Annotated in this window: 22 protein-coding genes and 1 riboswitch; of the genes, 10 read left to right on the top strand and 12 right to left on the bottom strand. The window is 75.9% G+C overall.

The window, feature by feature from the left end:
• Positions 1–192 precede the first annotated feature (192 nt).
• Positions 193–1542, top strand: a complete 1350-nt coding sequence (locus tag ACFW1A_RS15640) for a TolB family protein (RefSeq protein WP_380409230.1) — start codon at positions 193–195, stop codon at positions 1540–1542.
• Between the two features lie 55 nt (positions 1543–1597).
• Here ACFW1A_RS15640 and ACFW1A_RS15635 read toward each other — a convergent pair whose 3' ends face one another.
• Positions 1598–2977, bottom strand: a complete 1380-nt coding sequence (locus ACFW1A_RS15635; protein WP_380409227.1) for an FAD-dependent oxidoreductase — start codon at positions 2975–2977, stop codon at positions 1598–1600.
• Between the two features lie 75 nt (positions 2978–3052).
• Positions 3053–3988 (bottom strand): DMT family transporter, encoded by a 936-nt coding sequence (locus tag ACFW1A_RS15630; protein WP_380409224.1) that lies wholly within the window; start codon positions 3986–3988, stop codon positions 3053–3055.
• A gap of 281 nt (positions 3989–4269) precedes the next feature.
• Between ACFW1A_RS15630 and ACFW1A_RS15625 the strand changes: the two genes are divergently transcribed.
• From ACFW1A_RS15625 to cobM, 3 genes are all read left to right on the top strand, one after another.
• A complete protein-coding gene (locus ACFW1A_RS15625; RefSeq protein WP_380409221.1) occupies positions 4270–4935 on the top strand; it encodes an MOSC domain-containing protein in 666 nt (221 codons plus the stop codon).
• A 73-nt stretch (positions 4936–5008) separates the two neighbouring features.
• Complete coding sequence (gene cbiE, locus ACFW1A_RS15620; protein ID WP_380409219.1) at positions 5009–6247, top strand: precorrin-6y C5,15-methyltransferase (decarboxylating) subunit CbiE; 1239 nt, start codon at positions 5009–5011, stop codon at positions 6245–6247.
• On the top strand, positions 6244–6996 hold the full coding sequence (cobM, locus tag ACFW1A_RS15615) for a precorrin-4 C(11)-methyltransferase (RefSeq protein ID WP_380409217.1): 753 nt from the start codon (positions 6244–6246) through the stop codon (positions 6994–6996). The genes cbiE and cobM overlap by 4 nt, the downstream gene beginning before the upstream one ends.
• A gap of 4 nt (positions 6997–7000) precedes the next feature.
• On the opposite strand, the gene ACFW1A_RS15610 is transcribed toward cobM, so the two are convergent.
• On the bottom strand, positions 7001–7648 hold the full coding sequence (locus tag ACFW1A_RS15610) for a PhzF family phenazine biosynthesis protein (protein WP_380409214.1): 648 nt from the start codon (positions 7646–7648) through the stop codon (positions 7001–7003).
• A gap of 12 nt (positions 7649–7660) precedes the next feature.
• Entirely contained in the window at positions 7661–8809 is a 1149-nt protein-coding gene (locus tag ACFW1A_RS15605; protein ID WP_380409211.1) for a cobalt-precorrin-5B (C(1))-methyltransferase, read from the bottom strand.
• Between the two features lie 23 nt (positions 8810–8832).
• On the opposite strand from ACFW1A_RS15605, the gene ACFW1A_RS15600 reads away from it, so the two are divergent.
• On the top strand, positions 8833–9570 hold the full coding sequence (locus ACFW1A_RS15600; protein ID WP_380409209.1) for a cobalt-precorrin-6A reductase: 738 nt from the start codon (positions 8833–8835) through the stop codon (positions 9568–9570).
• Positions 9571–9614: 44 nt separating this feature from the next.
• Entirely contained in the window at positions 9615–10562 is a 948-nt protein-coding gene (locus ACFW1A_RS15595) for an SDR family oxidoreductase (RefSeq protein WP_380409207.1), read from the top strand.
• Between the two features lie 7 nt (positions 10563–10569).
• Here the strand turns inward: ACFW1A_RS15595 and ACFW1A_RS15590 are convergent, their stop codons facing one another.
• From ACFW1A_RS15590 to ACFW1A_RS15575, 4 genes are all read right to left on the bottom strand, one after another.
• The gene (locus ACFW1A_RS15590) at positions 10570–11979 is read right to left on the bottom strand and encodes a helix-turn-helix domain-containing protein (protein WP_380409205.1); all 1410 of its coding nucleotides are present in this window, start codon (positions 11977–11979) and stop codon (positions 10570–10572) included.
• Between the two features lie 400 nt (positions 11980–12379).
• Entirely contained in the window at positions 12380–13870 is a 1491-nt protein-coding gene (locus ACFW1A_RS15585) for a precorrin-2 C(20)-methyltransferase (RefSeq protein ID WP_380409203.1), read from the bottom strand.
• Complete coding sequence (locus ACFW1A_RS15580; protein ID WP_380409201.1) at positions 13867–14493, bottom strand: precorrin-8X methylmutase; 627 nt, start codon at positions 14491–14493, stop codon at positions 13867–13869. Before ACFW1A_RS15580 ends, ACFW1A_RS15585 begins: the two co-directional genes overlap by 4 nt.
• Complete coding sequence (locus ACFW1A_RS15575) at positions 14490–15683, bottom strand: cobalamin biosynthesis protein CobG (protein ID WP_380409199.1); 1194 nt, start codon at positions 15681–15683, stop codon at positions 14490–14492. Before ACFW1A_RS15575 ends, ACFW1A_RS15580 begins: the two co-directional genes overlap by 4 nt.
• Before the next feature lie 1013 nt (positions 15684–16696).
• On the opposite strand from ACFW1A_RS15575, the gene ACFW1A_RS15570 reads away from it, so the two are divergent.
• The 4 genes from ACFW1A_RS15570 to cobN all read left to right on the top strand — a co-directional run bounded on the left by ACFW1A_RS15570 (position 16697) and on the right by cobN (position 23726).
• Complete coding sequence (locus ACFW1A_RS15570) at positions 16697–17506, top strand: putative quinol monooxygenase (RefSeq protein ID WP_380409197.1); 810 nt, start codon at positions 16697–16699, stop codon at positions 17504–17506.
• Between the two features lie 294 nt (positions 17507–17800).
• The gene (locus ACFW1A_RS15565) at positions 17801–18571 is read left to right on the top strand and encodes an SDR family oxidoreductase (protein WP_380409195.1); all 771 of its coding nucleotides are present in this window, start codon (positions 17801–17803) and stop codon (positions 18569–18571) included.
• 487 nt (positions 18572–19058) lie between these two features.
• Positions 19059–19874, top strand: coding sequence for a putative quinol monooxygenase (locus ACFW1A_RS15560; RefSeq protein ID WP_380409193.1), 816 nt, complete (start codon positions 19059–19061; stop codon positions 19872–19874).
• A gap of 119 nt (positions 19875–19993) precedes the next feature.
• Positions 19994–20064: riboswitch (cobalamin riboswitch) on the top strand.
• A 56-nt stretch (positions 20065–20120) separates the two neighbouring features.
• Positions 20121–23726, top strand: coding sequence for a cobaltochelatase subunit CobN (gene cobN / locus ACFW1A_RS15555; protein WP_380409191.1), 3606 nt, complete (start codon positions 20121–20123; stop codon positions 23724–23726).
• Positions 23727–23747: 21 nt separating this feature from the next.
• Here the strand turns inward: cobN and ACFW1A_RS15550 are convergent, their stop codons facing one another.
• Genes ACFW1A_RS15550 through ACFW1A_RS15535 form a run of 4 tightly spaced genes read right to left on the bottom strand, consistent with a single transcriptional unit; the run spans position 23748 to position 26072 of the window.
• Complete coding sequence (locus ACFW1A_RS15550; protein ID WP_380409189.1) at positions 23748–24458, bottom strand: zf-HC2 domain-containing protein; 711 nt, start codon at positions 24456–24458, stop codon at positions 23748–23750.
• Positions 24455–25012 carry a sigma-70 family RNA polymerase sigma factor gene (locus ACFW1A_RS15545; RefSeq protein WP_380409187.1) on the bottom strand — a complete coding sequence of 186 codons (558 nt, stop codon included), beginning with the start codon at positions 25010–25012 and terminating at the stop codon, positions 24455–24457. The genes ACFW1A_RS15550 and ACFW1A_RS15545 overlap by 4 nt, the downstream gene beginning before the upstream one ends.
• Before the next feature lie 21 nt (positions 25013–25033).
• Entirely contained in the window at positions 25034–25600 is a 567-nt protein-coding gene (locus tag ACFW1A_RS15540; RefSeq protein WP_380409185.1) for a hypothetical protein, read from the bottom strand.
• A 31-nt stretch (positions 25601–25631) separates the two neighbouring features.
• On the bottom strand, positions 25632–26072 hold the full coding sequence (locus tag ACFW1A_RS15535; RefSeq protein ID WP_380409183.1) for a hypothetical protein: 441 nt from the start codon (positions 26070–26072) through the stop codon (positions 25632–25634).
• Between the last annotated feature and the right edge of the window lie 92 nt (positions 26073–26164).

Below are 26164 nucleotides of genomic sequence, written 5' to 3'. Positions count from 1 at the left end.
CGGCCGCCGCGCGCCTTGGGGGCCGGCGGCGGCCGGATCCGCTCCCGAGCGTGGCTGACGCTCCGTCACATCGACTGCGGCACGACCGGTTTCGGCCGGGCCCGATTGACAGTGCGGGGCCGCGCGGGTTGGCTCGTGACGCCCGCCGTTCGGGCACCGGCCGCGGGGACGGCCGTCACGGGAGGGGAACCCATGTTCAGGATCGAGCGATCGGCCGTGCTCCGCGCGGTCGGTGTCGTCACCGTTGCCGCCGCACTGGCCGGCGGCACCGCGCTGCCCGCGGGGGCGCAGCCGGCCGACGGTTCGCCGGCCCAGGTCTGCCTGGCGCCCGGCGGCGCGCAGCCCGACGCGGCCGCCTCGCCGGACGCGATCAGCGCGGACGGGCACACGGTGGTCTTCGACTCCGCCGCCACCAACCTGGTGCCGGGCGGCGGGGACGGCAGCAACGGGATCTACGCCTGCGACCTGCACAGCGGGCGGGTGCAGCGGGTGGACGTCGCGGAGTCGGGCGCCCGGCCGAACGGCTACGGCTACGGCGGCGCCGTCAGCGCGGACGGCCGGTACGTGGCCTTCACCTCCACCGCGGACAACCTGGCGCCCGGCGCCACCCGGGGGATCGAGAACGTCTTCCTGCGCGACCTGCGGCGCGGGCGCACCGAGCTGATCAGCGTGGGCAGCGGCACCGGGCCGCAGGTCGGCATGAGCACCTGGCCCGGCATCAGCGCGGACGGCCGGTACGTGGCCTTCGGCTCCAGCCGCGCCGACCTGGTGCCGGGCGACACCAACAACGTCGCCGACATCTTCGTGCGCGACCGCCGGGCCGGCACCACGGTGCGGGTCTCGGTGCACAGCGACGGCACCCAGGGGACGGTCGGCTCGGCGTTCCCGTCGGTCAGCGCGGACGGTTCCCGGGTGGTCTTCGTCGGCCGGGACCGGAGCCTGGGCGACGCACCCGCCGCCCCCGCCGCGCCGACCACCGGCGCGGCGCCCCGACTGGCCCGGTTCTACCCGCTGTTCAGCCACGACCTGCGCACCGGGAAGACCGTGGCGGCCAGCGTGGAGCCGAACGGCGTCACCGCCGACGTGACCAACGGGACGATCAGCGCCGACGGCCGGTACGCGGAGTTCACCTCGCTGGACAACAACTACCGGGCGCCCAGCCAGGTGATGGTGCGCGACCTGGAGCGCGGCAGCACCGTCCTGGTGAGCGCGGCGCCGGACGGCAGCGAGGCCGACCGGGACGCGTCGCTGGCCGGGCTGAGCGCCGACGACCGCTACGCCTTCTTCGGCTCGGCCGCCACCAACATGCTGCCGGGCGGCACCCCGGGCGCCTACGCGTACTACCGCCGGGACCTGCGCACCGGCCGCACGGAGCGGCTGTTCGAGCTCCCCGGCGAGGTGGGCGCCGCCACCGCCGGCCAGGGCCCGGCCGTCGACGGGTCCGGGTGCACGCTGGTCTTCGGCGGCGACGGCAGCAAGCTGGTCCCGGGCGACACCAACCAGAACCCGGAGCTGTTCGCGGCCCGCCTGCACCGGCACTGACCACGGCACCGCGCCGGCCCGGTGGGACCGCCCGGGCCGGCCGCCGGCGCCCGGCTCAGAGCTTGGGCAGCAGTGCCCGCGCCGCCGACAGCAGCGGGTCCCAGACCGGCGAGAACGGCGGCGCGTAGCCGAGGTCCTGGAAGAGCAGCTGGCGGACCGTCAGCCCGGCGCCCAGCGCCACCGCGGCGGCGTCGACCCGCTTGGCGGTCCCGCCGCCGCCGACCAGCTGGGCGCCGAGCAGCCGGCCGCTGCCCGGTTCGGCGAGGAGCTTGACGGTCAGCCGCTCGCTGCCCGGGTAGTACCGGGCCCGGGTGGTCGACTCGACCCGGACCGAGACGGCGGCCAGCCCCGCGGCGGCCGCCTCGCGCTCGTTCACCCCGGTGCGGGCGATCTCCAGGCCCCGGACCTTGGTGACCGCCGTCCCCACCACGCCGGGGAACGCCAGCTCCTCGCCCGCCAGGTCGGCCCCGATCACCATGCCCTGCTTGTTCGCGTGGGTGCCCAGCGCCACGTGCTGGTGCCGCCCGGAGACCAGGTTGAGCACCTCCACGCAGTCGCCGCCGGCCCACACCCCGGGCACCCGGGCGCCGTCCGCGTCCAGCACCCGCATCCGCTCGTCGGTGCGCAGCCCGCCGTGCACCCCGAGCGCCAGGCCGGCCGCCCTGGCCAGCCCGGTGCGCGGCCGCACCCCGAGCCCGAGCACCACCAGCTCCCCCGGGTGCTCCCCGACCGTGCTGCGCACCGCCCGCGCCCGGCCGTCCGGCCCGCACAGCACCTCGACCGCCTCCGCCCCCGGGACCACCTCCACCCCCAGCTCCACCAGCCCGCGCCGGACCAGCTCGCCCAGCTCCGGGTCCAGGCCCGGCATCGGCTCGGGCGTGCGGTGCACCAGGGTCACCCGGTAGCCGCGCAGCAGCAGCGCCTCCACCATCTCGATCCCGATGTAGCCGCCGCCCACCACCACGGCCCTGGGGTGCTCGCCGGAGCGGCCCAGCGAGTCCAGCAGCGCCTCGCCGTCCGGCAGGGTGTGCACGGCGTGCACGCCGGGCGCGTCGAACCCGGGCAGCGCGGGCCGGACCGGCTCGGCGCCGGTGGCCAGCACCAGGCGGTCGTAGCCGGTCCACCACTCCTCGCCGGTGTCCAGGTCGCGGCTGCGCACCCGGCGCCCCGCCAGGTCCAGCTCGACCACCTCGGTGCCGGTGTGCAGCTCGATCCCGCGGGCCCGGTGCTGCTGCGGGGTGCGGGCCACCAGGTCGTCCCGCTCGGCCACCAGACCGCCGGTCCAGTACGGGATGCCGCAGGCGGAGTACGAGGTGAACGCGCCCCGTTCGAAGACGGTGACCCGCAGCCGGTCGGACCCCAGCCGGCGCCGGGCCTGCGAGGCCGCCGACATGCCGGCCGCGTCCCCGCCGACCACCACCAGACGTTCCGTCATCTCCACTCCCCTGCGCCGCGCCGGACACTCCGGTCGCAAGCCTGCCATGCCCGCCCGGGGCCGCCGCGCAGGCGGTCAGCTCCGCCGCACCGCCGACCGGGCCTCGGCCAGCGCCAGGCCGGTCACCGAGACCAGCAGCAGGCCGATCCCGGCCAGTTCGGCCGCCGTGAGCCGCTCGCCGAGCAGCAGCACCGCGATCAGCGCCGCGCTGACCGGTTCCACCAGCGCGATCACCGAGGCGGTGGTGGCCCGCACCACGCTCACCCCGGCGAAGTACAGGCCGTAGGCGAGCGCGGTCGGCACCGCGGCGACGTAGGCCAGCAGTGCCAGCGTGCGGCCGAGACCGACCGGACTCGGCCGCACCCCCTCCGCCCACGCGAACGGGAGCACCAGCAGCGCGCAGACCAGGAAGGAGTAGAAGGTGCTGGCGAAGGCCCCGGTCCCGGCCCCGGGCCGGCGCCCGTGCAGCGTGATGGCCGCGTAGCCGGCCGCCGAGAGCAGCGCCCAGGCCAGGCCGCCGGGCCGCAGCTGCCCGCCGCCGGCCCCGCCGAGCACCAGCACCGCGAGTCCGGCGACCGCGCCGGCCACCGCCGTCACGCCGCCGGCGCCGAGCTCCTCGCCCAGCAGCAGCCGCGCCCCCAGGGCCACCAGCACGGGCGCGGCCCCCAGCGTGACCACGGTGGCGACCGCCAGGCCGGTGCCGTGCACCGCCTCGAAGTAGGCGACCTGGAACAGCGTCAGGCCGGTGCCGTTGACCAGCAGCCGGACCGGGTCGGGCCGCCGCAGCCGGGCCCGCCGGCCGCCCGGCGCGACGGCCGCGGCGAGCAGCAGCACGGCCGCCCCGCCGACCGAGCGCCAGAAGGTGAGCGCCACCGGGCCCAGCCCGCTGCGCCCGAACAGCAGGGCTGCGGCGGCGCCGGCGGTTCCCCAGGCGGTGGCGGAGGCCAGCAGGTAGAGCAGTCCGCGCCCGACCGACAGCGGGCGCGACAGAGCAACAGGTGCAGTGGACAAGGGGTTCTCCCGACGAAGACGCGAAGTGACGAGCGGTCGCATCCGCGGGCGGAACCGGTGGGTGGGCCCACTCCGGGCGGCACGCCGGTCCACGGGGGGACCTGGCGGGCCGGGAGGGGCCGCCGGGCAGGCCGCCGTGCCCCGGGGCTTCACCCCGGAGGAGGGCCTGCGTGGCCGAGCCGCCCGCTCAGACGGCGGGCGGGGGGAGGACTGCACTGGTCGGCATGGGCACAGCCTAACCGTCGCGGGACCCGCCGGTGGCGCCCCGTAGGGTCGGAGGCATGCAGCTGCGCTCCGTGAACATCGGCCGTCCCCGTCCCAACCCGTGGAAGCCGGTCGACCTGACCGGCATCGACAAGCGGCCGGTGACCGGCCCGGTCGCGGTGGCCGCACCCGGCCCCAAGGGGACCGGGGCGGTGGGCCTGGCCGGCGACCGGGTCTTCGACGTCAAGCACCACGGCGGCGACGACCAGGCGGTGTACGCCTACGCCCGGGAGGACCTGGACGGCTGGCAGCAGGAGCTCGGCCGCGAGCTGCCCGACGGGGTCTTCGGCGAGAACCTCACCACCCTGGGCCTGGACGTCAACGGCGCGCTGATCGGCGAGCGGTGGCGGATCGGCGAGCAGGTGGTGCTGCAGGTCACCGGCCCGCGGGTGCCGTGCGGCACCTTCCAGGGCTGGCTGGACCGGGCCGGCTGGATCAAGCGGTTCACCGGGGCCGCGCTGCCGGGTGCCTACCTGCGGGTGGTCCGGGGCGGCGAGATCGCCGCGGGCGACCGGCTGGAGCTGGTGCACCGCCCCGACCACGAGGTGACCGTCGCGTTCTGCTTCCGCGCCCTGACCGCCGAGCCCGACCTGCTGCCCCGGCTGCTCGACGCCCACGAGGACCTCCCGGCCCGGGAGGTCGAGAAGATCCGCGCCCGGCTGGCCGGGCCGCGCGGAGCCTGAGGCACCCCGCGGCGGCCCGGTGACCGACCGGTAGGCTGCCCCGAACAGTCGTCCGACCAGCGAGGGAGCCCCTGTGACCGGTACCGCCGCGACACCCCGCCTGACGGTGGTGGGCATCGGGGCCGACGGCTGGCCCGGTCTCGCCGAGAGCGGCCGGCAGGCGCTGCGCACGGCCGAGGCGGTGGTCGGGGCTCCCCGGCAGCTGGAGCTGCTGCCGGGCGAGGTCGCGGCCGAGCGGATCGCCTGGCCCTCCCCGCTGCGCCCGGCGGTGCGCGGGCTGTTCGCCGGGCTGGCCGGTCGCCGGGTGGCGGTGCTGGCCAGTGGCGACCCGATGTTCTACGGGATCGGGCGCACCCTGGCCGAGGAGTTGGGCGCCGAGCGGCTGCACGTGCTGCCGCACCCGTCGTCCGTCTCGCTGGCCTGCGCCCGGCTGGGCTGGCCGGTCGAGGAGACCGCCGTGGTCAGCCTGGTCGGCCGGGACCGGGCGGCGCTGGCCGGCGCGCTGTACGACGGCCGCCGGCTGCTGGTGCTGAGCGCGGACGCCGACACCCCCGCCCTGGTGGCGGCCCTGCTGCGCGAGCACGGCTTCGGCGCCAGCGGGCTGCGGGTGCTGGAGCGGCTCGGCGCCGCCGCCGAGCGCGAGCTGACCGGAACGGCCGACCACTGGCCGCACCCGCCGGGCGACCCGCTCAACCTGGTCGCGGTGGACTGCCGGGCCGACGGGCCGACCGTCCGCCCCCACCTGGTCCCGGGCCTGCCCGACCAGCTCTTCGAGAGCGACGGGCAACTGACGAAGCGTCACGTCCGGGCGGCCACCCTGGCCGCGCTGGCCCCGGCGCCCGGCGAGCTGCTCTGGGACATCGGCGGCGGCTCCGGCTCCATCGGCATCGAGTGGCTGCGCGCGCACCCGAGCTGCCGGGCCGTCAGCGTCGAGCGCGATCCGGTGCGGGCCGAGCGGATCACCCGCAACGCCCGGGCCCTGGGTGTGCCCCGGCTCACCGTGGTGACCGGCGGGGCGCCGGCGGCGCTGGCCGGACTGCCGCGCCCGGACGTCGTCTTCGTCGGCGGCGGGCTCACCGCCCCCGGCCTGCTGGACGCGTGCTGGAGCGCGCTCGGCGAGGGCGGCCGCCTGGTCGCCAACGCGGTGACCCTGGAGTCGGAGGCGCTGCTCACCGAGTGGTACCGGCGCCGCGGCGGCGAGCTGGTCAGGCTCGCGGTCGCGCACGCCGTCCCGGTGGGCGGGTTCACCGGGTGGCGGCAGGCGATGCCGGTCACCCAATGGTCGGTCGTCAAGCGAGGAGAAGCCCTGTGACCGTCTACTTCATCGGTGCCGGCCCGGGGGCCGCCGACCTGATCACGCTGCGCGGGGCGCGGCTGCTGGAGCAGTGCGGGGTGTGCCTGTACGCGGGCAGCCTGGTGCCGCAGGAGCTCCTCGACCACTGCCCGGACGGCGCCAGGCTGGTGGACACCGCCAAGCTGAACCTGGACGAGATCACCGCCGAGCTGGTCGCCGCGCACGCCGCCGGGCAGGACGTGGCCCGGCTGCACTCCGGCGACCCCTCCGTGTTCAGCGCGATGGCCGAGCAGATCCGCCGGCTGGAGGCGGCCGGCGTGCCGTACCGGGTGGTCCCCGGCGTGCCCGCCTTCGCGGCGGCCGCCGCGGCGCTCGGGCGCGAGCTCACCGTGCCGACGGTGGGTCAGACCGTGATCCTGACCCGGATCGCCCAGCAGGCCACCCCGATGCCGGAGGGCGAGGACCTGGCCACCCTGGGCCGCAGCCGGGCACTGCTGGTGCTGCACCTGGCGGCCCGTTACGTGGACCGGGTGGTCGAGGAGCTGCTGCCGCACTACGGCGCCGACTGCCCGGCCGCCGTGGTCGCGCTGGCCAGCCGGCCGGACGAGCTGGTGCTGCGCGGCACCCTGGCGGACATCGCGGACCGGGTGAAGGCGGCGGGCGTGCTGCGCACCGCCGTCATCATGGTCGGCCGCACCCTGGGCGCCGAGCAGTTCCGCGACAGCCACCTGTACTCCTGCGACCGGGACCGCTCGGTCCAGCCGTAGCCGCTCAGTCCGCCCCGACGACCAGCCCGCCGATCTCGGTGCTGCCGTCCGGACCGGGCGCGGCCAGCAGCCGGGAGCCGCGCCCCTGGCTGACCGTGATCGGCCGGCCCAGCTGCGCGGCGAGCAGCAGGGCGGCCGCGCCGGTGGCCTCGTCCTCGTCGATGCCGTCGCCGCGGCCGGGGAAGCCGCGGGCGCGGATCCGCCCGGCGGCCTCGTCCTGCCAGGCCCAGGCGTACACCCACTCCCCGGGCTCGGGCACCGCGAGCGCGTCGACCTGCGCCGGGCTGTCGTACTGCCGCAGCGTGCGCGGGGGGACCCACTCGGCCCGGGCGCCGATCCAGGTGATCCCGTCGGCCTGCCGGACCGGGATCCGCCCCACCGGGAGCTCCAACTGGGGCAGCCCGAGCAGCCGGCCCACCCCGACCAGCGGGTACCCGGCGAACGGGAGCGGCCGGCTGGTGGTGTAGATGTCCACCCGGCCGCGCTCCGCGTCGTCGATGAACACCGTCTCGCTCAGGCCCAGTTCACGGGCGAGTGCCTGCCGGTCGGCGGCCGCGGGGACGGCGCGGCCGTCACGCACCACGCCGAGCACGTTGCCGCCCCCGCCGTCGGGGGCACAGAACACACGCAGGAACAGGACGTCAGGAGTCATGCCGACATTCCATCAGCTCCGGTTGGCCCGGGGCGCGCACCGGCCGACCACCGTGCCCGCCCGGTCGATGCAGATCACGTCCACCGCCACCGGCGCCTCGCGCAGCACCTCCAGCGCGGTGGCCCGGGCCGCCTCGGCGACCGCGTCGCCGAGCGGCACCCCGGCCGCCCGGCACAGCTGCACCGCCTGCAGCCCGGTGTTGGCGGCCGCCACCGCGGCCACCAGCTCCTCGTCCGCGCCGGCCGTGCGGGCCAGGCCGGCCAGGAAGCCCTTGTCCACCTGGGAGCGCGCGGAGTGCAGGTCCAGGTGGCCGGCGGCCAGCTTGGAGAGCTTGGCGAAGCCGCCGGCGATGGTCAGCCGGGCCACCGGGTGGCGGCGCAGGTACTTCAGCACCGCGCCGGCGAAGTCCCCCATGTCCAGCAGCGCGTCCTCCGGCAGCCCGTACTCCGCCACCGCCACCCGCTCCGAGGTCGACCCCGTGCACCCGGCGACGTGGCTGCGCCCGGCCGCCCGGGCCACGTCCACCCCGCGCCGGATCGAGTCGATCCAGGCCGAGCAGGAGTAGGGCACCACGATCCCCGTGGTGCCCAGCACCGAGAGCCCGCCCAGGATGCCGAGCCGCGGGTTCCAGGTCGAGCGGGCGATCTCGGCCCCGTCGTCGATCGAGATCTCGATCTCCACGTCCCCGGCGCCGCCGTGCCGGGCGGCCGCCGCGGCCACCGCCTCGCGCATCATCTGCCGCGGTACCGGGTTGATCGCCGGCTCCCCCACCGCCAGCGGCAGGCCGGGCTTGGTCACGGTGCCCACCCCGGGTCCGGCCCGGAACACCACACCGGTGCCCGGCGCACCGAGCCGCACCGTGGACCGCACCACGGCGCCGTGGGTCACGTCGGGGTCGTCGCCGGCGTCCTTCACCACCGCCGCCATCGCCTGCCGGCCCGGCGTCAGCTCCTCCCCCGCCAGCGCGAAGGCCGGCTGCTGCCCCTTCGGCAGCGTGATCACCACCGGGTCCGGGAACTCGCCGGTGAGCAACGCGGTGTACGCGGCCGCGGTGGCCGCGGTGGCGCAGGCCCCCGTGGTCCAGCCCGGCCGCAGCCCGCTGGAGCGCAGCTGTCCGGCCCGCCCGCCGCCGGCGGCCCCGGCCGCCGTACCCTCAGACATCCGACCCCCCACTGGAGGAACCCGTGCGGCACATCCTGATCCTCGGCGGCACCACCGAGGCCCGGCAGCTGGCGGCGGCGCTGGCCGCCGAGCCGTCGGTCCGGGTGACCAGCTCGCTGGCCGGCCGGGTGGCCGAGCCGCGGCTGCCGGTGGGGCAGGTGCGGGTGGGCGGGTTCGGCGGGGCGGCGGGCCTGGCCGACTGGCTGCGCGAGCAGCAGGTGCACACCCTCATCGACGCCACGCATCCCTTCGCCCAGGTCATCAGCCGCAACGCGGCCGAGGCGGCCGCCGCTGTCCATGTTCCCCTGCTCACGCTGCGCCGGCCCAGCTGGGTCCCCGTCGAGGGCGACCGGTGGCACTTCGCGGACTCGCTGGCCGGGGCCGCCGAGCTGCTGCCGGGCCTGGGCACCCGGGCGCTGCTGACCACCGGGCGGCTGGGCCTGGCGGAGTTCGTCGGGGTCACCGGGGTGCACCTGGTGGCCCGCTCGGTGGAGCGGCCGGACCCGCCGCTGCCGCCCCGGCTGACCGTGCTGCTGGAGCGCGGCCCGTTCACCCGGGACGGCGAGCGGGCAGTCTTCCGCGAGCACCGGATCGACCTGCTGGTCACCAAGGACAGCGGCGGCGCGGCCACCGCCCCCAAGCTGGCCGTGGCCCGCGAGCTCGGCCTGCCGGTGGTCGTGGTGCGCCGCCCGGCGGCCTGCGCCGGTGGCACTGTGGTGACTGATGTGCCCCAAGCGCTGGGCGAGTTGGGTCTGCACTGAGGTAACTTCGTGGTCCGAAACAACTGCCGAGAGGAGCCGCACAGGTGGTCAGACCGATCAAGGACATCGCGGTGCCGGACCAGCGCGGCAAGCTGGCCGTGGTGACCGGGGCGAACAGCGGGATCGGCTTCGAGACGGCCCGGCGGCTGGCCCTGGCGGGCGCCGAAGTGGTCCTGGCGGTGCGTGACCCGGCCCGCGGTGAACGGGCGGTGGAGCTGATCGCCGCCGAGGGGGCCGACCGGGTCGTCACCCACACCCTCGACCTGGCCAGCCTGGACTCGGTCGCCTCGTTCGCCGACGTCCTGCTGGAGCGCGGCCGCCCGGTCGACCTGCTGGTCAACAACGCCGGGGTGATGGCGGTGCCGGACCGGCTGGCCACCAAGGACGGCTTCGAGCTCCAGTTCGGCACCAACCACCTGGGCCACTTCGCCCTCACCGGCCGACTGCTGCCGCTGCTGCGGGCCGCCGCCCGGCCCCGGGTGGTGACCGTCTCCAGCCTGGCCGCCCGGCTCGGCCGGATCGACCTGACCAATCTCAACTCCGAGCGCCGCTACCGCCCGTGGGAGGCCTACGGGCGGGCCAAGCTGGCCAACCTGGTGTTCGCCCAGGAGCTGGCCCGGCTCAGCGCCCGGCACGACTGGGGCGTGCGCAGCCTGGCCGTGCACCCCGGCGTCACCCGCACCGAACTGGTCAACAACGGCCCGCTGCTGGGCCGTCCGGCGCCGCGGCTGAGCGTCACCCAGTGGGCGATGCGGATTCCGGGCGTCGCCCAGGACCCGGTGCGCGGCGCGCTGCCCACCCTGGTCGCGGCGACCAGCGAGCAGGCGGTGAACGGCGGGTACTACGGTCCGGACGGGCTGCTGGCACTGACCGGGCTGCCCGCCGCCGCCCGGGTGCCGCGCCGGGCCCGCGACCTGGTGGCGGCGGCCCGCCTCTGGACCGCCTCGGAGCAGCTCACGGGGGTGGGCTTCCCGGCCCGGCCGAGCAGTTGACGCACCGTCAGGACCGTGGCACCGGCACCGCTCCGTCGATCCACAGCGCCCACGCCAGCTCGTAGGCGCCGGACCGGCCCCCCGTCAGTTCGCGCTGCAGCAGCCGCTCGGCGGTGCGCAGGTGGTCGAGCACGGTCTGGTGGTGCAGCCCCAGCGCGGCCTGGGTGTCGCGGGCGTTGGCGCCCGCGCGCACCCAGGCGGCCAGGGTGCGCAGCAGCGGGCGCCGGTCGCCGGCCAGCGGGTCGAGGAAGGAGCGGCTCCAGGCCCGGGCCGCCTCGCCGTCCAGCACCGCGGCCAGCGGGACCTCCGGCACGGGCACCGGCGGCCGGTCGTGGACCAGCAGTTGGAGCGCCAGGTCGAGCACCGCGCGGTCCCGGAACGAGCCCCAGTCCAGCCCCAGCGCGCCGCTCGCCCGCTCGATCCGGCGGGCCACGGTGTTGCGGTGCACGTCCAGCAGCAGCCCGGTCTGGCCGTGGCTGAAGGCCAGCGCCAGCCGGGCGGTCTCCACCGCCTCCTCGCGCTGCCCGCGCGGCAGCACCAGGACCGGGTGCAGCAGGTGCTCGGCCCAGCTGCCGGCCCTGGCGTCCAACAGTTGGGCCAGCCGGGTCTGCCCCTGGTAGAGCGCGTGCCGCTGCGGCAGCCGGCGGGCCACCGCCAGCGCGTTGAACGCCTCCCGGTAGGCGTCGGCGGTGCGGGCCAGCTCCACCGTGGTGCTGCCGCCGATGCTGTGCCCGCCGATCCCGGTCAGGCCCTCGCGCAGGGCCAGCCCGGTCGGGCACCAGCCGTGGGTGTCCAGCACGGTGCGCGGGGCGACCGGACCGAGCACGATCAGGTGCCCCTCGTTGGCCGGGCAGCGCACCACCAGCGCCCGGCCGGCCAGTGCGGCGCCCAACTGCTCGCCGGCCCGGTCGCGTTCGGCCGCCCCGCAGTCCACCAGGTAGACCCGGGCCTGCTCGTGCACCAGCACCCCCGGGGCCAGTGGCGCCACCGTCCGTCTGGCCAGCGTGGTCTGACCGCCCATCAGCAGCTGGAAGGCGGCCACCCGCAGCGAGGCGGATACCTCGCGCAGCCGGACCCGCTCGGCGGCCGCGGCGCGGGCCTGCAGCAGCCGGTCCAGCACCGTCTCGGCGTGCGCGATCAGCCGCATCTCGGCGGCGCCGAACGGCTCCGCGCGGCGCAGCGCCAGCACGGCGCGGACCGGGCGGCCGATCGGGAAGAGCCGCGGCGCCGGCCCGGACCCCGGCCCGGGCGCCGGTGCGCCGGGCAGCAGTTCGGCGAGGTCGGCCGCCAGGTGGCGGGCCAGCCAGGACACCACCCGGTCCGGCCCGTCGGGCCGGTCCCCCTGCAGCCGCAGCTGGTCCAGCAGGTCGTCCAGCCGTCGGCCGAACTCCGGTTCCTCATGGGCGCGCAGCGACATCGGACGCTCCCTCCTGACGGGGCTCGCGACGGTCTCCGGGCGCGGGACCGCAGCCGACGGCCCGCAGGTCGCGGCAGCGTATCCCGCTCGACCGGGCCGAGTGTGCAGGGGTGAGGGTCGGGACCGATCGGACTGTGCACGGATGAGGTACCGAGTCCGATCTTCGGGACCGTACTGTCGGACGTGTCGTCCGGAACCGTCCGGGTCCGTGGGGAAGCGGCTGCCGGACGGGGGACGGCAGCCGTGCCCGGCGCCGCTGCGGGTGCGACCGGTCGGCCGGGCCGGCCGGTCACGGTCCCCGGTCCGGGCTCCTGTTCCCGGGCCGGGGGTCCGTCGCGCCCGCCCGGGGCCCGGCCGGCCCCCCACCCGGCCGGGCCCCGTTCTTGTCATGCTCCTGGCGCTACTGCTCCTCCGGGTAGCGGCGCGGCGTCCAGACCGTCTCCTCGCCCGGGGTGCGCTCCTGCCACTGGGTCTGCGAGGAGCCGATCAGCAGGATGGTGCGCATGTCCACCTCGGCCGGGTCCAACTCGGCGAGCTCCACCGTGCGGACCCGCTCGGTCGGCCCGCCCACGTCGCGCGCCAGCACCACCGGCGTCCCGGGCGCGCGGTACTCCAGCAACAGGTCCCGGGCCAGGCCGACCTGGGTGGTCCGACTGCGCGAGCCCGGGTTGTACAGCGCCAGCACCAGGTCCGCCGCCGCGGCCGCGCGCAGCCGCGTCTCCACCGCCGACCAGGGCTTGAGCCGGTCGGAGAGCGAGACCACCGCGTAGTCGTGCCCCAGCGGCGCACCGGCCCGCGAGGCGGCCGCGTGCGCGGCGGTCATACCCGGCAGGATCCGCACCGGCACGTCCCGGTACGGGTCGGTGCCGGCCACCTCCAGCACCGCGGTGGCCATCGCGAAGACGCCCGGGTCGCCGGAGGAGACCACCGCGACCCGGTGGCCGCGCCGGGCCAGGTCGAGCGCGAACTCGGCCCGCTCGGACTCCACCTTGTTGTCCGAGGCGTGCCGGGCCTGCCCGGCCCGCACCGGCACCCGGTCCAGGTAGGTGGTGTAGCCCACCAGGTCGGTGGCGTTGGCCAGTGCCCCGCGCGCCTCGGCGGTCAGCCACAGCGGTCCGGCCGGTCCGGTGCCGACCACCACCACCTCGCCGCGCTCGGGCGCGGGCTTGGGCTGGTGCAGCCGGCTGGGCAGCAGCGCGACCGAGAAGTAGGGGACGGTCTGCGGGTCCACCCCGGCCAGCGCCTCGGTCCGCTCGCCGGGCATGGTGGCCCGCTCCACGTACCGCGCCTCGTCCAGCCGGCCGGCCCGCTCCAGCGCCCGGCGGACGGTGGGGAAGGTGCGGCCGAGCTTCATCACCACGGCCGAGTCGGCGGCGGCCAGCCGGGCTGTCAGCTCCTCCTCGGGCAGCGTGCCCGGAATGACCGTCAGCACCTCCTCGGCCTCCACCAGCGGCACACCCGAGCGGGCGGCGGCCGCGCTGATCGAGGTCACGCCGGGCACCACCTCGGTCGGGTAGCGGTGCGCCAGGCGCTTGTGCATGTGCTGGTAGGAGCCGTAGAAGAACGGGTCGCCCTCGGCGAGGATCGCCACGTCGCGCCCGGCCTCCAGGTGCGCGGCCAGCCGCTCGGCGGCCTCCTCGTAGAACTCCTCCAGCGCACCCCGGTAGCCGCCCGGGTGGTCGGTGGTCTCCACCGTGACCGGGTAGACCAGCTTCTCCTCGATCTGGCTGCCCGTCAGGTAGCGCTCGGCGATCGACCGGGCGATCGAGCGGCCGTGCCGGGCGCTGTGGTACGCGACCACGTCCACCCGGCCGATCAGCTCGGCCGCCCGCACGGTGAGCAGGGAGGGGTCGCCGGGACCGAGCCCGACGCCGTACAGCCGCCCGGTCACTCGACCTCACTCGCGATCGCGTTGAGCGCGGCGGCGGCGATCGCGCTGCCGCCGCGGCGCCCGCGCACCACCAGGTGCTCCAGGCCGGCGGGGTGCTCGGCCAACGCCTGCTTGGACTCGGCGGCGCCGACGAAGCCCACCGGCACGCCGATCACCGCGGCCGGGCGCGGCGCACCCGCCTCGATCATCTCCAGCAGCCGGAACAGCGAGGTCGGCGCGTTGCCGACCGCGACCACCGAGCCCGCCAGCCTGTCCCGCCACAGCTCCATCGCGGCAGCGCTGCGGGTGGTGCCCAGCTCCGCGGCCAGCCCGGGCACCCGCGGGTCGGACAGGGTGCAGACCACCTCGTTGTCGGCCGGCAGCCGCTTGCGGGTCACCCCGCTGGCCACCATCGACACGTCGCACAGGATCGGTGCGCCGGCCCGCAGGGCCGCCCGGGCGTCGGCCACCACGTTCGGGGTCCACAGCAGGTCGGCGACCAGGTCGGTCATCCCGCAGGCGTGGATCATCCGGACCGCCACCTGGGCCACGTCGGCCGGCAGGTCGGCGAGGTCGGACTCGGCGCGGATGGTGGCAAAGGACTCGCGGTAGATCGCCGCGCCGTCCTTCTCGTACTCGATCACGTGGTCCTCCGGGCGTCGGCGACCGCCGCCGCCATCTGATGGTTCGTCACTTCGGTGGTGCTGCCTGACTGCTGGGAGATCCGATAGGTGTCGGGGCCGGTGGCCAGCACGTCCACCCACTGCCCCGACGGGTGACCGCAGCGGCGCTCGCAGCCGGACCAGTGGACCGGCAGGCCGCCGGACCCGGTGGTGGCGTCGAGCCCGGCGGCGGCGTCGGCGCGCACGTCGGCCAGCGACTTGGCGCAGCCGGGCGCGCCGGTGCAGGCGGTGGCCCCCTCCCAGGGGGAGGCCGGGTCGGTGCGCAGGCCGGGGATCGCCACGGCCGCCACGCCCGGGAGCACCACGCTGCGCCAGGGGGTGACCCGCAGGCCGTCGTGGGCCGCGTCGGCGAGCCGGTGCCACTGCTCGGCGCCCGCCCGCCCGAACCGCAGCCCGACCACCAGCGCGCCGGGGTGCCGGCCGACGGCGGGCCGGGTACCGGGCAGCTCCGGGAGCGGACCGGGCGTCAGGCCGAGCGCGGCGAACAGGCGGCTCCCGTCCGGGTCCGCCTCGCGCACCCGCCAGGCGCCGTCGGCGACGGCCAGGAACGCCTCGGCGGCCCGCAGCGCGGCCCGCGGACCGTCCTCGACCCGGGCGGCGACGGCGGCCCGGCCCGGGCGCAGCAGCGCGCCGCCGTCCGGACGGGCGATCAGGGTCAGGTCGGCGTCCAGGCCGGCGGTGTCGCCGCGGCCGTCGTCGAGTGCGAAGAGGAAGCGTCCGGACAGCGCGCGGGCCCGCTCGCTGCGCTGCAGCAGGGTGTCCAGCTCGTCCAGCCAGCCCTGCAGGCCGGGCCCGCCGTCGAGCCCGGCCAGCGGGCTCGCCACGATGTTGCGCACCCGGTCGTGGCTCAACGAGGGCAGCAGGCCGGCCGCGCTCAGCCGCTCCGCCAGCTCCGCACCGCACCCCTGCGCCAGGCCGCGCAGCTGTACGTTCCCGCGCGAGGTGGTCTCCAGCTGACCGTCCCCCAGCTCGGTGGCGGCGTCGGCCAGCGCGTGCGCCTGATCCGCCGCCAGCAGCCCGCCGGGCACCCGCACCCGGGCCAGCGCGCCGTCGTCGGCCCGGTGCAGCCGCAGCGCTCCGGGACACGCGTCGTCCCGCCCGCGCACCGCCCGGTTCGGGGCAGGCTCGAAGGAGGCGGGTGAGGGTGACATGGCCGCGAGCATACCGATGATCCGACCGGGCGTAAGCCCCGCCACCAGCGTGATCAATGTCTCGACCCACCCGCCCCACCCCTCCCACCCGCTCCGTCCGTTCCGGCCGGCCCGCCGCACCGCCGTGCCCGCTCGCTGACAGACAGTCACCCGACCGGTCGGCCGACCGGCGGCCGCGGCGCCGGCCGACCGGATTTCTGACGTGCCCGCGTCGGACGGGGTGGAGGATACGGACACGAACCAGGGCGACAAGTGCGACACCTGGGACAGTCCACCGCCATCGGCCTACTCGGCCTCTTATAGCGTTACTTTGAGCGATGGTTATCGCTTGCCTCTCTCTATTCGAGCTCATACGGTCATCGTGTGCCGCACAGGGATGCGACATACGGGGACCGTCGAGCTGGCCGGTGCGGCAGCCACCACCGCCCCCGGCCCGTGTGACAGGCAGTCACCCTCACGATCGGACCAGCGACATGACAGCCACCCCCACGTCCGACCCGCCGACCGACCCGCGATCCGCCCGGCAGGCCTGACGCCCCACCCGCTCCACCGCAGTACGCCACCCTCGCCCCGCTGCCCCGGGCCGTACACCCGCCGCAGCCGTCCGCCGGGCCCGACACCCCCGGCCCACCGCCCGACCTCCCGGTCCGGGCCCCAGCCGTGCCGGCCGTCCCGGCACGCCGTCGACCGCCACGCGCCCCGCCCGTCCGGCTGCCGTTGCCGCAGCGCGCCGGGAGCGCGGCCGCACCCTCCGGCGCCCCGCGCCGCACTCCACCGCACCGAGTCCCGCCCCGCGCGCTGCCGCCGTCGGCGCTGCCCTGCGGCGGCTCACCGTGCTCAGGTCCGCCCCTGAGCACGGCGAGCTCCTTCAGGTGAGCCGCGAAAGCGCCAGCCCAGGGGCCCGGCCCGCGCACCCGCGACACCCTTCCCCCGCCGCCGTCACGGCGCGGTAGGTGCCGCACACCCCCGCGCGGGCGGCGAAACCGAAGCACATCAGAGAACTGGGGAACACAGTGAGAGTCCGCAACGCCCTGCTCCCGCTCGCCGTCGCCGCCGCCCTAGCCGCCGGCGCCACCACCGCCGGTGCTGCCGACGACGGCAAGGGCAAGACCCAGCCGAGCCGCGACGAGAGCGTCATCACCTTCCTGTACATCACCGAGTGGGAGAACATCCCGGCCAACACCCGGGACCACTTCATCGCGGCCGCGCAGAACGACGGCTACGAGTCGCTCAAGAACGACCCGAGCGTCGAGAGCTTCCACGTCGTGCCGGACCCCGACCACGCGGACCGCCTGACCATCGCCGAGGTCTTCACCAACCAGAAGGCCTACCAGGCGCACCAGCAGGGCCCGTACGAGCAGGCCCTGCTGGCCACCGCCCAGAAGGACGGGGTCAGCGCCCCGACCACGGTGATCGCCAACTACAACATCCCGGCGACCAAGGACGGTGAGCACTTCTCCAACTCGGTGGGTGACAACGGCACCGTCTTCACCGCGGTGGCCACCTTCACCAACGTGCAGCCGCAGTACCGCGACGAGTTCATCAAGATCGCGCAGGCGGACGGCGTCGACTCCTTCGCCACCGAGCCGGGCACCCTGAGCTTCGCCTTCGCTCCGGACCCGACCGACCCGACCCGCTTCGTCTTCATGGAGACGTTCACCGACCGGGACGCGTTCTACTACCACAAGAACAACTTCCCGGCGCAGCGCTACCTCGACGTGGTGGCGAAGTCCCACATCATCGGCCCGGACTTCACCATCACCAACTCGAACGTCGGCTTCGACCACCCCGGTGGCTGGTCGGTTCCGAACGCGAAGCGCTGATCCGTGGCGGGGCCCGTGGCAGCGTCGCCACGGGCCCTGCCCCGCACCGCCGTTCCGGTCGGCGCCGGGGCTCCCGGGAACGACCTGGCACAGTACGGCATCAGTTCCATAGTAGATCTCTTATAACGTCACGTCTGCTGACACTACTCGCTTGACGCAACTAATACGGCGTCATACGGTCATCAGGAGTCGTCACAGGATGCGACAGACGGGGAAGGCGGGCCCGCCGGGACGGCGGCCGCCACGCCCGGGGGAAGCGTGACGTCACGTCACCACGAAGTTTGGACGAGCGATATGACAGCGAACCCGACCTCCGAAGAGCTGGCCGGCCGCGTCGCCGTGGTCACCGGCGCGGCGAGCGGGATCGGCGCCGCCACCGCGCGCGTGCTGGCCGAGCGCGGCGCCAAGGTGGCCCTGCTGGCCCGCCGGGCGGACCGGCTGGAGGCGGTGGCCGCGCAGATCACCGAGGCCGGCGGCACCGCACTGGTGGTCCCGGCCGACGTCACCGACGAGCAGTCGATGGCCGCCGCCGCCGAGCGGATCGCCCCGCTCGGCACCGTGGACCTGGTGGTCACCGGGGCCGGGAACATGCTGCTGTCCCCCTTCGCGGACGGCCGCACCGAGGACTGGGACCGCACCATCAGCACCAACCTCACCGGCGTGGTGCGCACCATCCACGTCTTCGAGCCGCAGCTGGCCGCCGCCGCGCAGGCCGGCGGCGCCGCGGACGTGGTGAACCTCTCCTCGATCGGCGCCACCGCCGTGGCCCCCAGCTTCGCCCTGTACTGCGCCACCAAGGCCGCGGTCAGCCACCTCTCGCGCAACCTGCGGACCGAGTTCGGACCGCGCGGGATCCGGGTCACCAACCTCGAACCGGGCGTGGTGGACACCGAGCTGATGGACCACGTGGACGACGCGCCGTCCAAGCAGTGGCTGCAGGGGCTGATCGAGTCGATCACGGTGCTGTCCGACCGGGACATCGCCGAGCTGATCGCCTACACCGTGGCGCTGCCCAAGCACATCAACCTCTCCCAGGTCGTGGTCCTGCCCACCCAGCAGGCCTGACGCACCGCCCGCACCACCGCACCGTCCCGCTCCGCACGACCGCTGCTGCCCCGGGCCACCCGCCCGGGCAGCGTCCGGCCGGTCCGGCCGCGCCCGCCCGACACCTTCCCCCTTCGGGCCCGCGCCACGCCGTCCCACCGGCTCCCGTCACGCGCCACGTGTTCCCCTGCCCGTCCGCCTGCCGCCGTTGCCGCAGCGCGCCGGGACGTGGCCGTGCCTTCCCGGCGCCCCCGCGCCGCGGTCCACACCGTTTCAGGTCAGCCCCGCCACCCGCGTCGCCGCGGCGGTGAGACCCTGCGGCGGCTCACCGTGCTCTGACTCCCACGAGCACGGTGAGCCCCTTCAGGTAAGCCGCGCACGCGCCTGCCCCGGGGCCCGCCCCGCGCACCGCGACACCCGATGCGCCACTGCCGGCACGGCAGCGGCCGGTGCCGCGCACTCCCGCGCGGGCGGCTCGACCGAACCACACACAGAACTGGGGATCACTGTGAGAGTTCGCAACGTCCTGCTCCCGCTGGCCGTCGCCGCCACCCTGGCGACCGGTGCCACCACCGCCGGTGCCGCCACGGCCGAGGACGGCCACGGCCCGTCCGAGCCGAACCGCAGCACGAGCCCGATCAGCTTCGTGCAGATCACCGAGTGGGACCACATCCCGGCCGGCACCCGGGACGCGTTCATCGACGCCGCGCAGCACGACGGCTACGAGTCGCTCAAGAACGACCCGCAGGTCCAGGACTTCCGCGTGGTGCCGGACCCGGACCACCCGGACCGGCTGACCGTCGCCGAGCTCTTCGCCAACCAGCAGGCCTACCAGGCGCACCAGCAGGGCCGCTTCCAGCAGGACCTGCTGGCGGCCGCCAAGAAGGACGGGGTCAGCGGCCCGACCACGCTGGTCGCCAACTACAACATCCCGGCCACCAAGGACGGCGAGCACTTCAGCACCTCCCAGGGCGACAACGGCAAGGTCTTCACCGTGGTGGCGACCTTCACCAACGTGCAGCCGTCCTGCCGCGACGAGTTCATCAAGATCGCGCAGGCGGACGGCGTCGACTCCCTCGCCGTCGAGCCCGGCACGCTGAGCTTCGCCGCCACCCCGGACCCGGCCGACCCGACCCGCTTCGTCTTCCTGGAGACGTTCACCGGCCTGGACGCGTTCGTGGCGCACAAGAACGACTACCCGGCCCAGCGCTACCTGGCCGTGGTGGCCAAGTGCGGCATCGTCGGCCCGGACTTCGGCATCACGAACTCGCAGGTCGGCTTCGACCACCCGGGCGGCTGGTCGGTCCCGAACGCCAAGCACTGACCTGCGGCGGGGCCCGTGGAACCGGTGCCACGGGCCCCGCCCCGCCGGCGGTCGGTCAACAGTAGGATGACGCCGGGCGTGCCGGTCGGCACGCCCACGCCAGTGACGGCGTCAGGGGAGGAAACCGGTGCGACACCGGTGCGGTCCCGCCACTGTGACCACGGGTCGGTTCTCCGTGGGAGCCAGGAACTTCCTCGCCGTCCTCCCTCCCACCCGGGGCGCGGACCCCGAGGAAGGCCGCGACCCATGATCCTGCTGCTCTCCACCTCCGACACCGACCTGCTGTCGGCCCGGGCCGCCGACGGTCCGGTCGGCTACCGGCTCGGCAACCCGGCCCGCCTGCGCCCGGAGGACCTGCCCGCCCTGGTCGACGGCACCGACCTGGTGGTGGTCCGGCTGCTCGGCGGCCGGCGCGCCTGGCAGGAAGGGCTGGACGCGCTGCTGGCCGGCCCGCGCCCGGTCGTCGTGCTCAGCGGCGAACAGGCGCCGGACGCCCAGCTGATGGAGCTGTCCACGGTCCCGGCCGGCCTGGCCGCCGAGGCGCACGCCTACCTGGCGCACGGCGGGGCGGCCAACCTGGCCGAGCTCGCCGCCTTCCTCTCCGACACCGTGCTGCTCACCGGCCACGGCTTCGCCCCGCCGGCCTCCGCGCCCGAGTGGGGTGCGCTGGAGCGCACCGCGCAGCGCACCGAGGGGCCGAGCGTCGCCGTCCTCTACTACCGGGCGCACCACATGAGCGGCAACACCGCCTTCGTGGACACCCTGTGCGCGGCGATCGAGCAGGCCGGCGGGCAGGCCCGCCCGTTCTACTGCTCCTCGCTGCGCGGCGCCCCCGACGAGCTGCTGGCCGAACTCGGCCGCGCCGACGCCATCGTGACCACCGTGCTGGCGGCCGGTGGCACCCGGCCCGCCGACGCGCAGGCCGGTGGCGACGAGGAGGCCTGGGACGCGGGCGCGCTGGCCGCGCTGGACCGTCCGATCCTGCAGGCGCTCTGCCTGACCTGGTCGCGCGAGCAGTGGGAGGGCAGCGACGACGGCCTCTCCCCGCTGGACACCGCCACCCAGGTCGCGGTGCCGGAGTTCGACGGCCGCCTGATCACCGTGCCGTTCTCCTTCAAGGAGCTCGACGAGGACGGCCTGACGGTCTACGTCGCCGACCCCGAGCGCGCCGCCCGGGTGGCCGGGATCGCGGTCCGGCACGCCCGGCTGCGCCACGTGCCGCCCGCCGAGCGGCGGCTGGCGCTGGTGCTGTCGGCCTACCCGACCAAGCACGCCCGGGTGGGCAACGCGGTCGGCCTGGACACCCCGGCCAGCGCGGCCCGGCTGCTGCGCCGGCTGCGGGCCGAGGGCTGGGAGCTGGGCGAGGGCTTCCCCGGCATGGAGCCCGCCGAGGGCGAGCACGAGGGCGACGCCCTGATCAAGGCCCTGATCGACGCCGGCGGGTACGACCAGGACTGGCTGACGGAGGACCAGCTGGCCCGCAACCCGGTGCGGATCCCGGCCGCCGACTACCGGCGCTGGTACGCGCAGCTGCCCGCGGGCCTGCGCGAGCGGGTGGAGGAGCACTGGGGCCCGGCCCCCGGCGAGCTGTACGTCGACCGCACCCACAACCCGGACGGCGACATCGTGCTGGCCGCGATGCGGGCCGGCAACCTGCTGGTGCTGGTGCAGCCGCCGCGCGGCTTCGGCGCCAACCCGGTGGCCATCTACCACGACCCGGACCTGCCGCCCTCGCACCACTACCTGGCCGCCTACCGGTGGATCGCCGCCGCGCAGGCCGACGGCGGCTTCGGCGCCGACGCCGTCGTCCACCTGGGCAAGCACGGCAACCTGGAGTGGCTGCCCGGCAAGACCGCCGCGCTCTCCGCCGAGTGCGGCCCGGACGCGGCCCTGGGCGACCTGCCGCTGGTCTACCCGTTCCTGGTCAACGACCCGGGCGAGGGCACCCAGGCCAAGCGCCGGGCGCACGCCACCCTGGTCGACCACCTGGTCCCGCCGATGGCCCGGGCCGACTCCTACGGCGACATCGCCCGGCTGGAGCAGCTGCTCGACGAGCACTCCAACATCGCCGCGATGGACCCGGCCAAGCTGCCCGCGATCCGGGCGCAGATCTGGACCCTGATCCAGGCCGCCCGGCTGGACCACGACCTGGGCCTGGAGGAGCGGCCGGAGGACGAGGGCTTCGACGACTTCCTGCTCCACGTCGACGGCTGGCTCTGCGAGGTGAAGGACGCCCAGATCCGCGACGGCCTGCACGTGCTGGGCCAGGCACCGGTCGGCGAGGAGCGGGTCAACCTGGTGCTGTCCATCCTGCGGGCGCGGCAGATCTGGGGCGGCGTCAGCGCGCTGCCGGGCCTGCGCGAGGCGCTCGGCCTGGACGAGGCCGCCCTCACCCTGGGCGCCACCGACGCGGCCGAGGCCACGGCCCGCGCGCTGGTGACCGCGATGGAGGGGGCGGGCTGGGACCCGGCGGCGGTCGACGGGGTGGCCGCCGGCCACCCGGCCGCGGTCGCCGAGGTGCTGGAGTTCGCCGCCCGCCAGGTGGTGCCGCGGCTGGCCGCCACCACGGACGAGTTGGACGCGGTGATCCACGCGCTCGGCGGCGGCTTCGTGCCGGCCGGGCCGTCCGGCTCGCCGCTGCGCGGGCTGGTCAACGTGCTGCCCACCGGGCGCAACTTCTACTCGGTGGACCCGAAGGCGGTGCCCAGCCGGCTCGCCTGGGAGACCGGCCAGGCGCTGGCCGCCTCGCTGGTCGAGCGCTACCGGGCGGACAACGACGGGGCGTTCCCGCCCTCGGTGGGCCTGTCGCTCTGGGGCACCAGCGCGATGCGCACCGCCGGCGACGACATCGCCGAGGCCTTCGCGCTGCTCGGCATCCGCCCGGTCTGGGACGACGCCTCGCGCCGGGTCACCGGCCTGGAGCCGGTCCCGCTCGCCGAACTCGGCCGCCCGCGGATCGACGTGACGCTGCGGATCTCCGGCTTCTTCCGGGACGCCTTCCCGCACGTGGTGGCGCTGCTGGACGACGCGGTGCGGCTGGCGGCGGCGCAGGAGGAAGCGGACGAGCAGAACTTCGTCCGCGCCCACGTGCAGGCCGACCTGGCCGAGCACGGCGACGAGCGGCGGGCCACCGTCCGGGTGTTCGGCTCCCGGCCGGGCACCTACGGGGCCGGGCTGCTGCAGCTGATCGACAGCCGGGACTGGCGCACCGACGCCGACCTCGCCGAGGTCTACACGGTCTGGGGCGGCTACGCCTACGGCCGCGGGCTGGACGGGCGGCCGGCCCGCGAGGAGATGGAGACGGCGTACCGGCGGATCACGGTGGCGGCCAAGAACACCGACACCCGCGAGCACGACATCGCCGACTCGGACGACTACTTCCAGTACCACGGCGGCATGGTGGCCACCGTCCGCGCCCTCACCGGCACCGCGCCGGCCGCCTACATCGGCGACTCCACCCGCCCGGAGACGGTGCGCACCCGCACCCTGACCGAGGAGGCCGCCCGGGTCTTCCGCGCCCGGGTGGTCAACCCGCGCTGGCTGGAGGCGATGCGCCGGCACGGCTACAAGGGCGCCTTCGAGATGGCCGCCACCGTGGACTACCTGTTCGGCTACGACGCCACCACCGGTGTGGTGGCCGACTGGATGTACGAGCGCCTGACCCAGGAGTACGTGCTCGACCCGGTCAACCGCGAGTTCCTCACCGCGGCCAACCCGTGGGCCCTGCACGGCATCAGCGAGCGCCTGCTGGAGGCCGTCGAGCGCGGCCTGTGGGCCGAGCCGGACCCGGCGCTGCTCGCCGAGCTGCAGGCCGCCTTCCTGGAGGCGGAGGGGGACCTGGAGGAGGAGTGACGGCGGGTCCCCCGTCCCGGGTCAGCTGCCGCCCTGGCCCGGGACGGAGACCAGCAGCTGGCCGCTGTCCAGGTCGCGGATCTCGAACCGGGTGATCTGGTCCGGGGTCAGGCCGGCCCCGCCGCCGGTGGTCAGGCCGCCCGCGGCCCGGGCGCCGTAGCCGGTGGCCGGCACGCTCCACGTGGTCACGGTCTGCCGGGAGCCGTCGGCGGCCACCGCCACCAGGTCGCAGCTGCGCGGCCCGGTGACGCCGTCCAGGGTCAGCGTGACCGCACTGCCCCAGGCCGTGGGGGTCACGCCCACGGTGGCGTGCGCGCCGGTCGGCCCGACCGCACTGTGGCTCTCCGTGGCCGTGGCCGTGGCGGTCGGGGCCGCGGTGGTGGCGGTGCCGACGCTCATCGTGGCCGCCGTCACGGCCGGCCCGCCGACGACCAGCACCGCGGCCACGGCCACCAGCCAGCGCCGCCGCACCCGCACGCGCCGACGGGTGGCGGCCACCTCGCCGAGCAGCGCGTCCAGCAGCCGCTGGTCCGGTTCGGGCGGCTCCCCGCCGCCGGCCGCGTACTCGGAGAGCAGCGGCTCCAGTCCGGCCAGTTCGTCCAGTTCGGTGCGGCAGCGCGGGCACCCGGCCAGGTGGGCCTCGAAGGCCGACCGGTCGGCGTCGTCCAACAGGCCGAGGGCGTAGGCGCCGACGTCCAGGTGCGGGTCCTGCGGGACCCGTTCGGCGGTCATGACGTCACCCCACGTTCCTCGAGTGCCAGGCGCAACGAGCGCAGCGCGTAGTACACCCGCGACTTCACGGTACCTTCCGGGATCCCCAGCTCGGCCGCCGCCTCGGCGACCGAGCGGCCCTTCAGGTACGTCTCCACCACGACCTCCCGGTGCGCCCGGGTGAGCGAGCCCAGTGCGTCGGTGATCGCCATCATCCGCAGCGCCCGGTCCAGCTCGTCCTCGGCCGGCAGCAGTTCCAGCGGCCCGGCGTCGGTCTCCGGCGGGCGGGCCGCGCTGCGGCGGTGCCCGTCGATGACGATCCGGCGCGCCACCGTCACCAGCCAGGGCCGCAGCGAGCCCGCCTGCGGGTCCAGCCGGTCGGCGTGCCGCCAGGCCCGCACCAGGGTCTCCTGCACCACGTCCTCGGCGCGCTGCCGGTCGCCGCCGACCAGGTGCAGCACGAACCCGAGCAGCGGGCCCGCGTGGTCGCGGTAGAGCGCCCGCATCAGCTCCTCGTCCGTGCCGACGGCGTCGCCGTCACGGGATTCGTCGGTCACCACTCCATCCTGGCGCACCAGGACCTCCGGCCGTCAATATCAGTACCCGCCGCCGGTGTTGGTGGGCGAGGGCATCGGGGTCGTCACGGCCGCCGCCTTGTCGCCGGCGGGCGTCACCGCCCACCAGATCCCCATGAAGGCCTGGCCCTTGGTGTCGCCGGGCTTGGTGTCCGGCATGTAGCGGTAGAGCGGCGACCCGTTCAGGGTGAGCTGCTTGGTGCCGTCGGCCCGGGTGATCGTGCCGATGGTGCCGGTGACCCCGCTGCCGGTGGGCGTCCCGGCGGGCGCCGGGGCGGCCGGCCAGAGCGAGGCGCAGGAGTCGGTGCAGTGCGAGGTGGGCGGGTTGGTCGTGTCGTGGTCGAAGCGGTACAGGGTGAACCCGTTGCTGTCGGTGACGATCTGGCCCAGGGTGGGGTCGGTGGTCACCTTGAGCGTCGTCCCGGCGGGCGCCGGACTGGCCGGCGCGCTGCTGGCGGGCGCACTGCTGGCCGGCGGTGCGGCACTGCCGGCCGGGGCGGGGTGCCCGCTGGAGCCGCAGGCGGTGGCGAAGGCGAGGACGGCTGCTCCGGATGCCGCCAGCATTCCGGCCCGGCGGATGGCTGACATGGGGTGCTCCTCCTTCTCCCGCTGCGGCCCCTCAGCGGGCCGCCTCACCCGTGGGTACGCACGCGGCGGGGCCCGCGTTCAACCGGCGCGGCTCGGGCAGCAGCAGCAGGACGTAGACCGACTGGAAGACGGCCGGGAGCCAGCTGACCCACTCCTGCGGCTGCGGCACCGCGAACAGCAGGGCCGGTCCGGCCACCACCAGCACGCCCAGCGGCCGCAGCCGGTCCGACCGGCGCGCGGGGCTGAGCAGGGCCAGCAGCACGACCGTGGGCAGCGCGATCACCACGGCCAGCAGCAGCCCGAGCAGCACCACCGACCAGACCACGCCCTCCACGGCGTACACCCCCGGCGGCGGGTCGTTCGCCAGCACGAGCAGGCTCGCGCAGCCGACCACGGCCGCCCCCAGCGCGATCAGGTGGCGCAGCACCGCACGGCCCAGCCAGCGCGCGCCGGACTCCCAGGTATCAGGCATGGCAGCCATCCTGACAGCTGTTCTGAACGCGTTCAATAGTCATTCCTGAACACGTTCAACTCATCAGCGCGAGCCGGCCCGCGGCGGTGGGT

Origin of the sequence: Kitasatospora sp. NPDC058965 (assembly GCF_042741245.1) — a bacterium.
In the GTDB taxonomy this organism is placed as follows: Bacteria; Actinomycetota; Actinomycetes; order Streptomycetales; family Streptomycetaceae; genus Kitasatospora.
This window is presented reverse-complemented; position numbering and strand designations above follow the sequence as displayed.

What these genes read in the sequence shown, in the direction of transcription:
- cobN (WP_380409191.1), top strand. Translation starts at nt 20,121, where the DNA reads ATGATCCTGCTGCTCTCCACCTCCGACACCGACCTGCTGTCGGCCCGG.
- ACFW1A_RS15575 (WP_380409199.1), bottom strand. Translation starts at nt 15,683, where the DNA reads ATGTCACCCTCACCCGCCTCCTTCGAGCCTGCCCCGAACCGGGCGGTG.
- ACFW1A_RS15635 (WP_380409227.1), bottom strand. Translation starts at nt 2,977, where the DNA reads ATGACGGAACGTCTGGTGGTGGTCGGCGGGGACGCGGCCGGCATGTCG.
- ACFW1A_RS15550 (WP_380409189.1), bottom strand. Translation starts at nt 24,458, where the DNA reads ATGACCGCCGAACGGGTCCCGCAGGACCCGCACCTGGACGTCGGCGCC.
- ACFW1A_RS15535 (WP_380409183.1), bottom strand. Translation starts at nt 26,072, where the DNA reads ATGCCTGATACCTGGGAGTCCGGCGCGCGCTGGCTGGGCCGTGCGGTG.
- ACFW1A_RS15565 (WP_380409195.1), top strand. Translation starts at nt 17,801, where the DNA reads ATGACAGCGAACCCGACCTCCGAAGAGCTGGCCGGCCGCGTCGCCGTG.
- ACFW1A_RS15590 (WP_380409205.1), bottom strand. Translation starts at nt 11,979, where the DNA reads ATGTCGCTGCGCGCCCATGAGGAACCGGAGTTCGGCCGACGGCTGGAC.
- ACFW1A_RS15540 (WP_380409185.1), bottom strand. Translation starts at nt 25,600, where the DNA reads ATGTCAGCCATCCGCCGGGCCGGAATGCTGGCGGCATCCGGAGCAGCC.
- ACFW1A_RS15640 (WP_380409230.1), top strand. Translation starts at nt 193, where the DNA reads ATGTTCAGGATCGAGCGATCGGCCGTGCTCCGCGCGGTCGGTGTCGTC.
- ACFW1A_RS15610 (WP_380409214.1), bottom strand. Translation starts at nt 7,648, where the DNA reads ATGACTCCTGACGTCCTGTTCCTGCGTGTGTTCTGTGCCCCCGACGGC.
- ACFW1A_RS15605 (WP_380409211.1), bottom strand. Translation starts at nt 8,809, where the DNA reads ATGTCTGAGGGTACGGCGGCCGGGGCCGCCGGCGGCGGGCGGGCCGGA.
- ACFW1A_RS15625 (WP_380409221.1), top strand. Translation starts at nt 4,270, where the DNA reads ATGCAGCTGCGCTCCGTGAACATCGGCCGTCCCCGTCCCAACCCGTGG.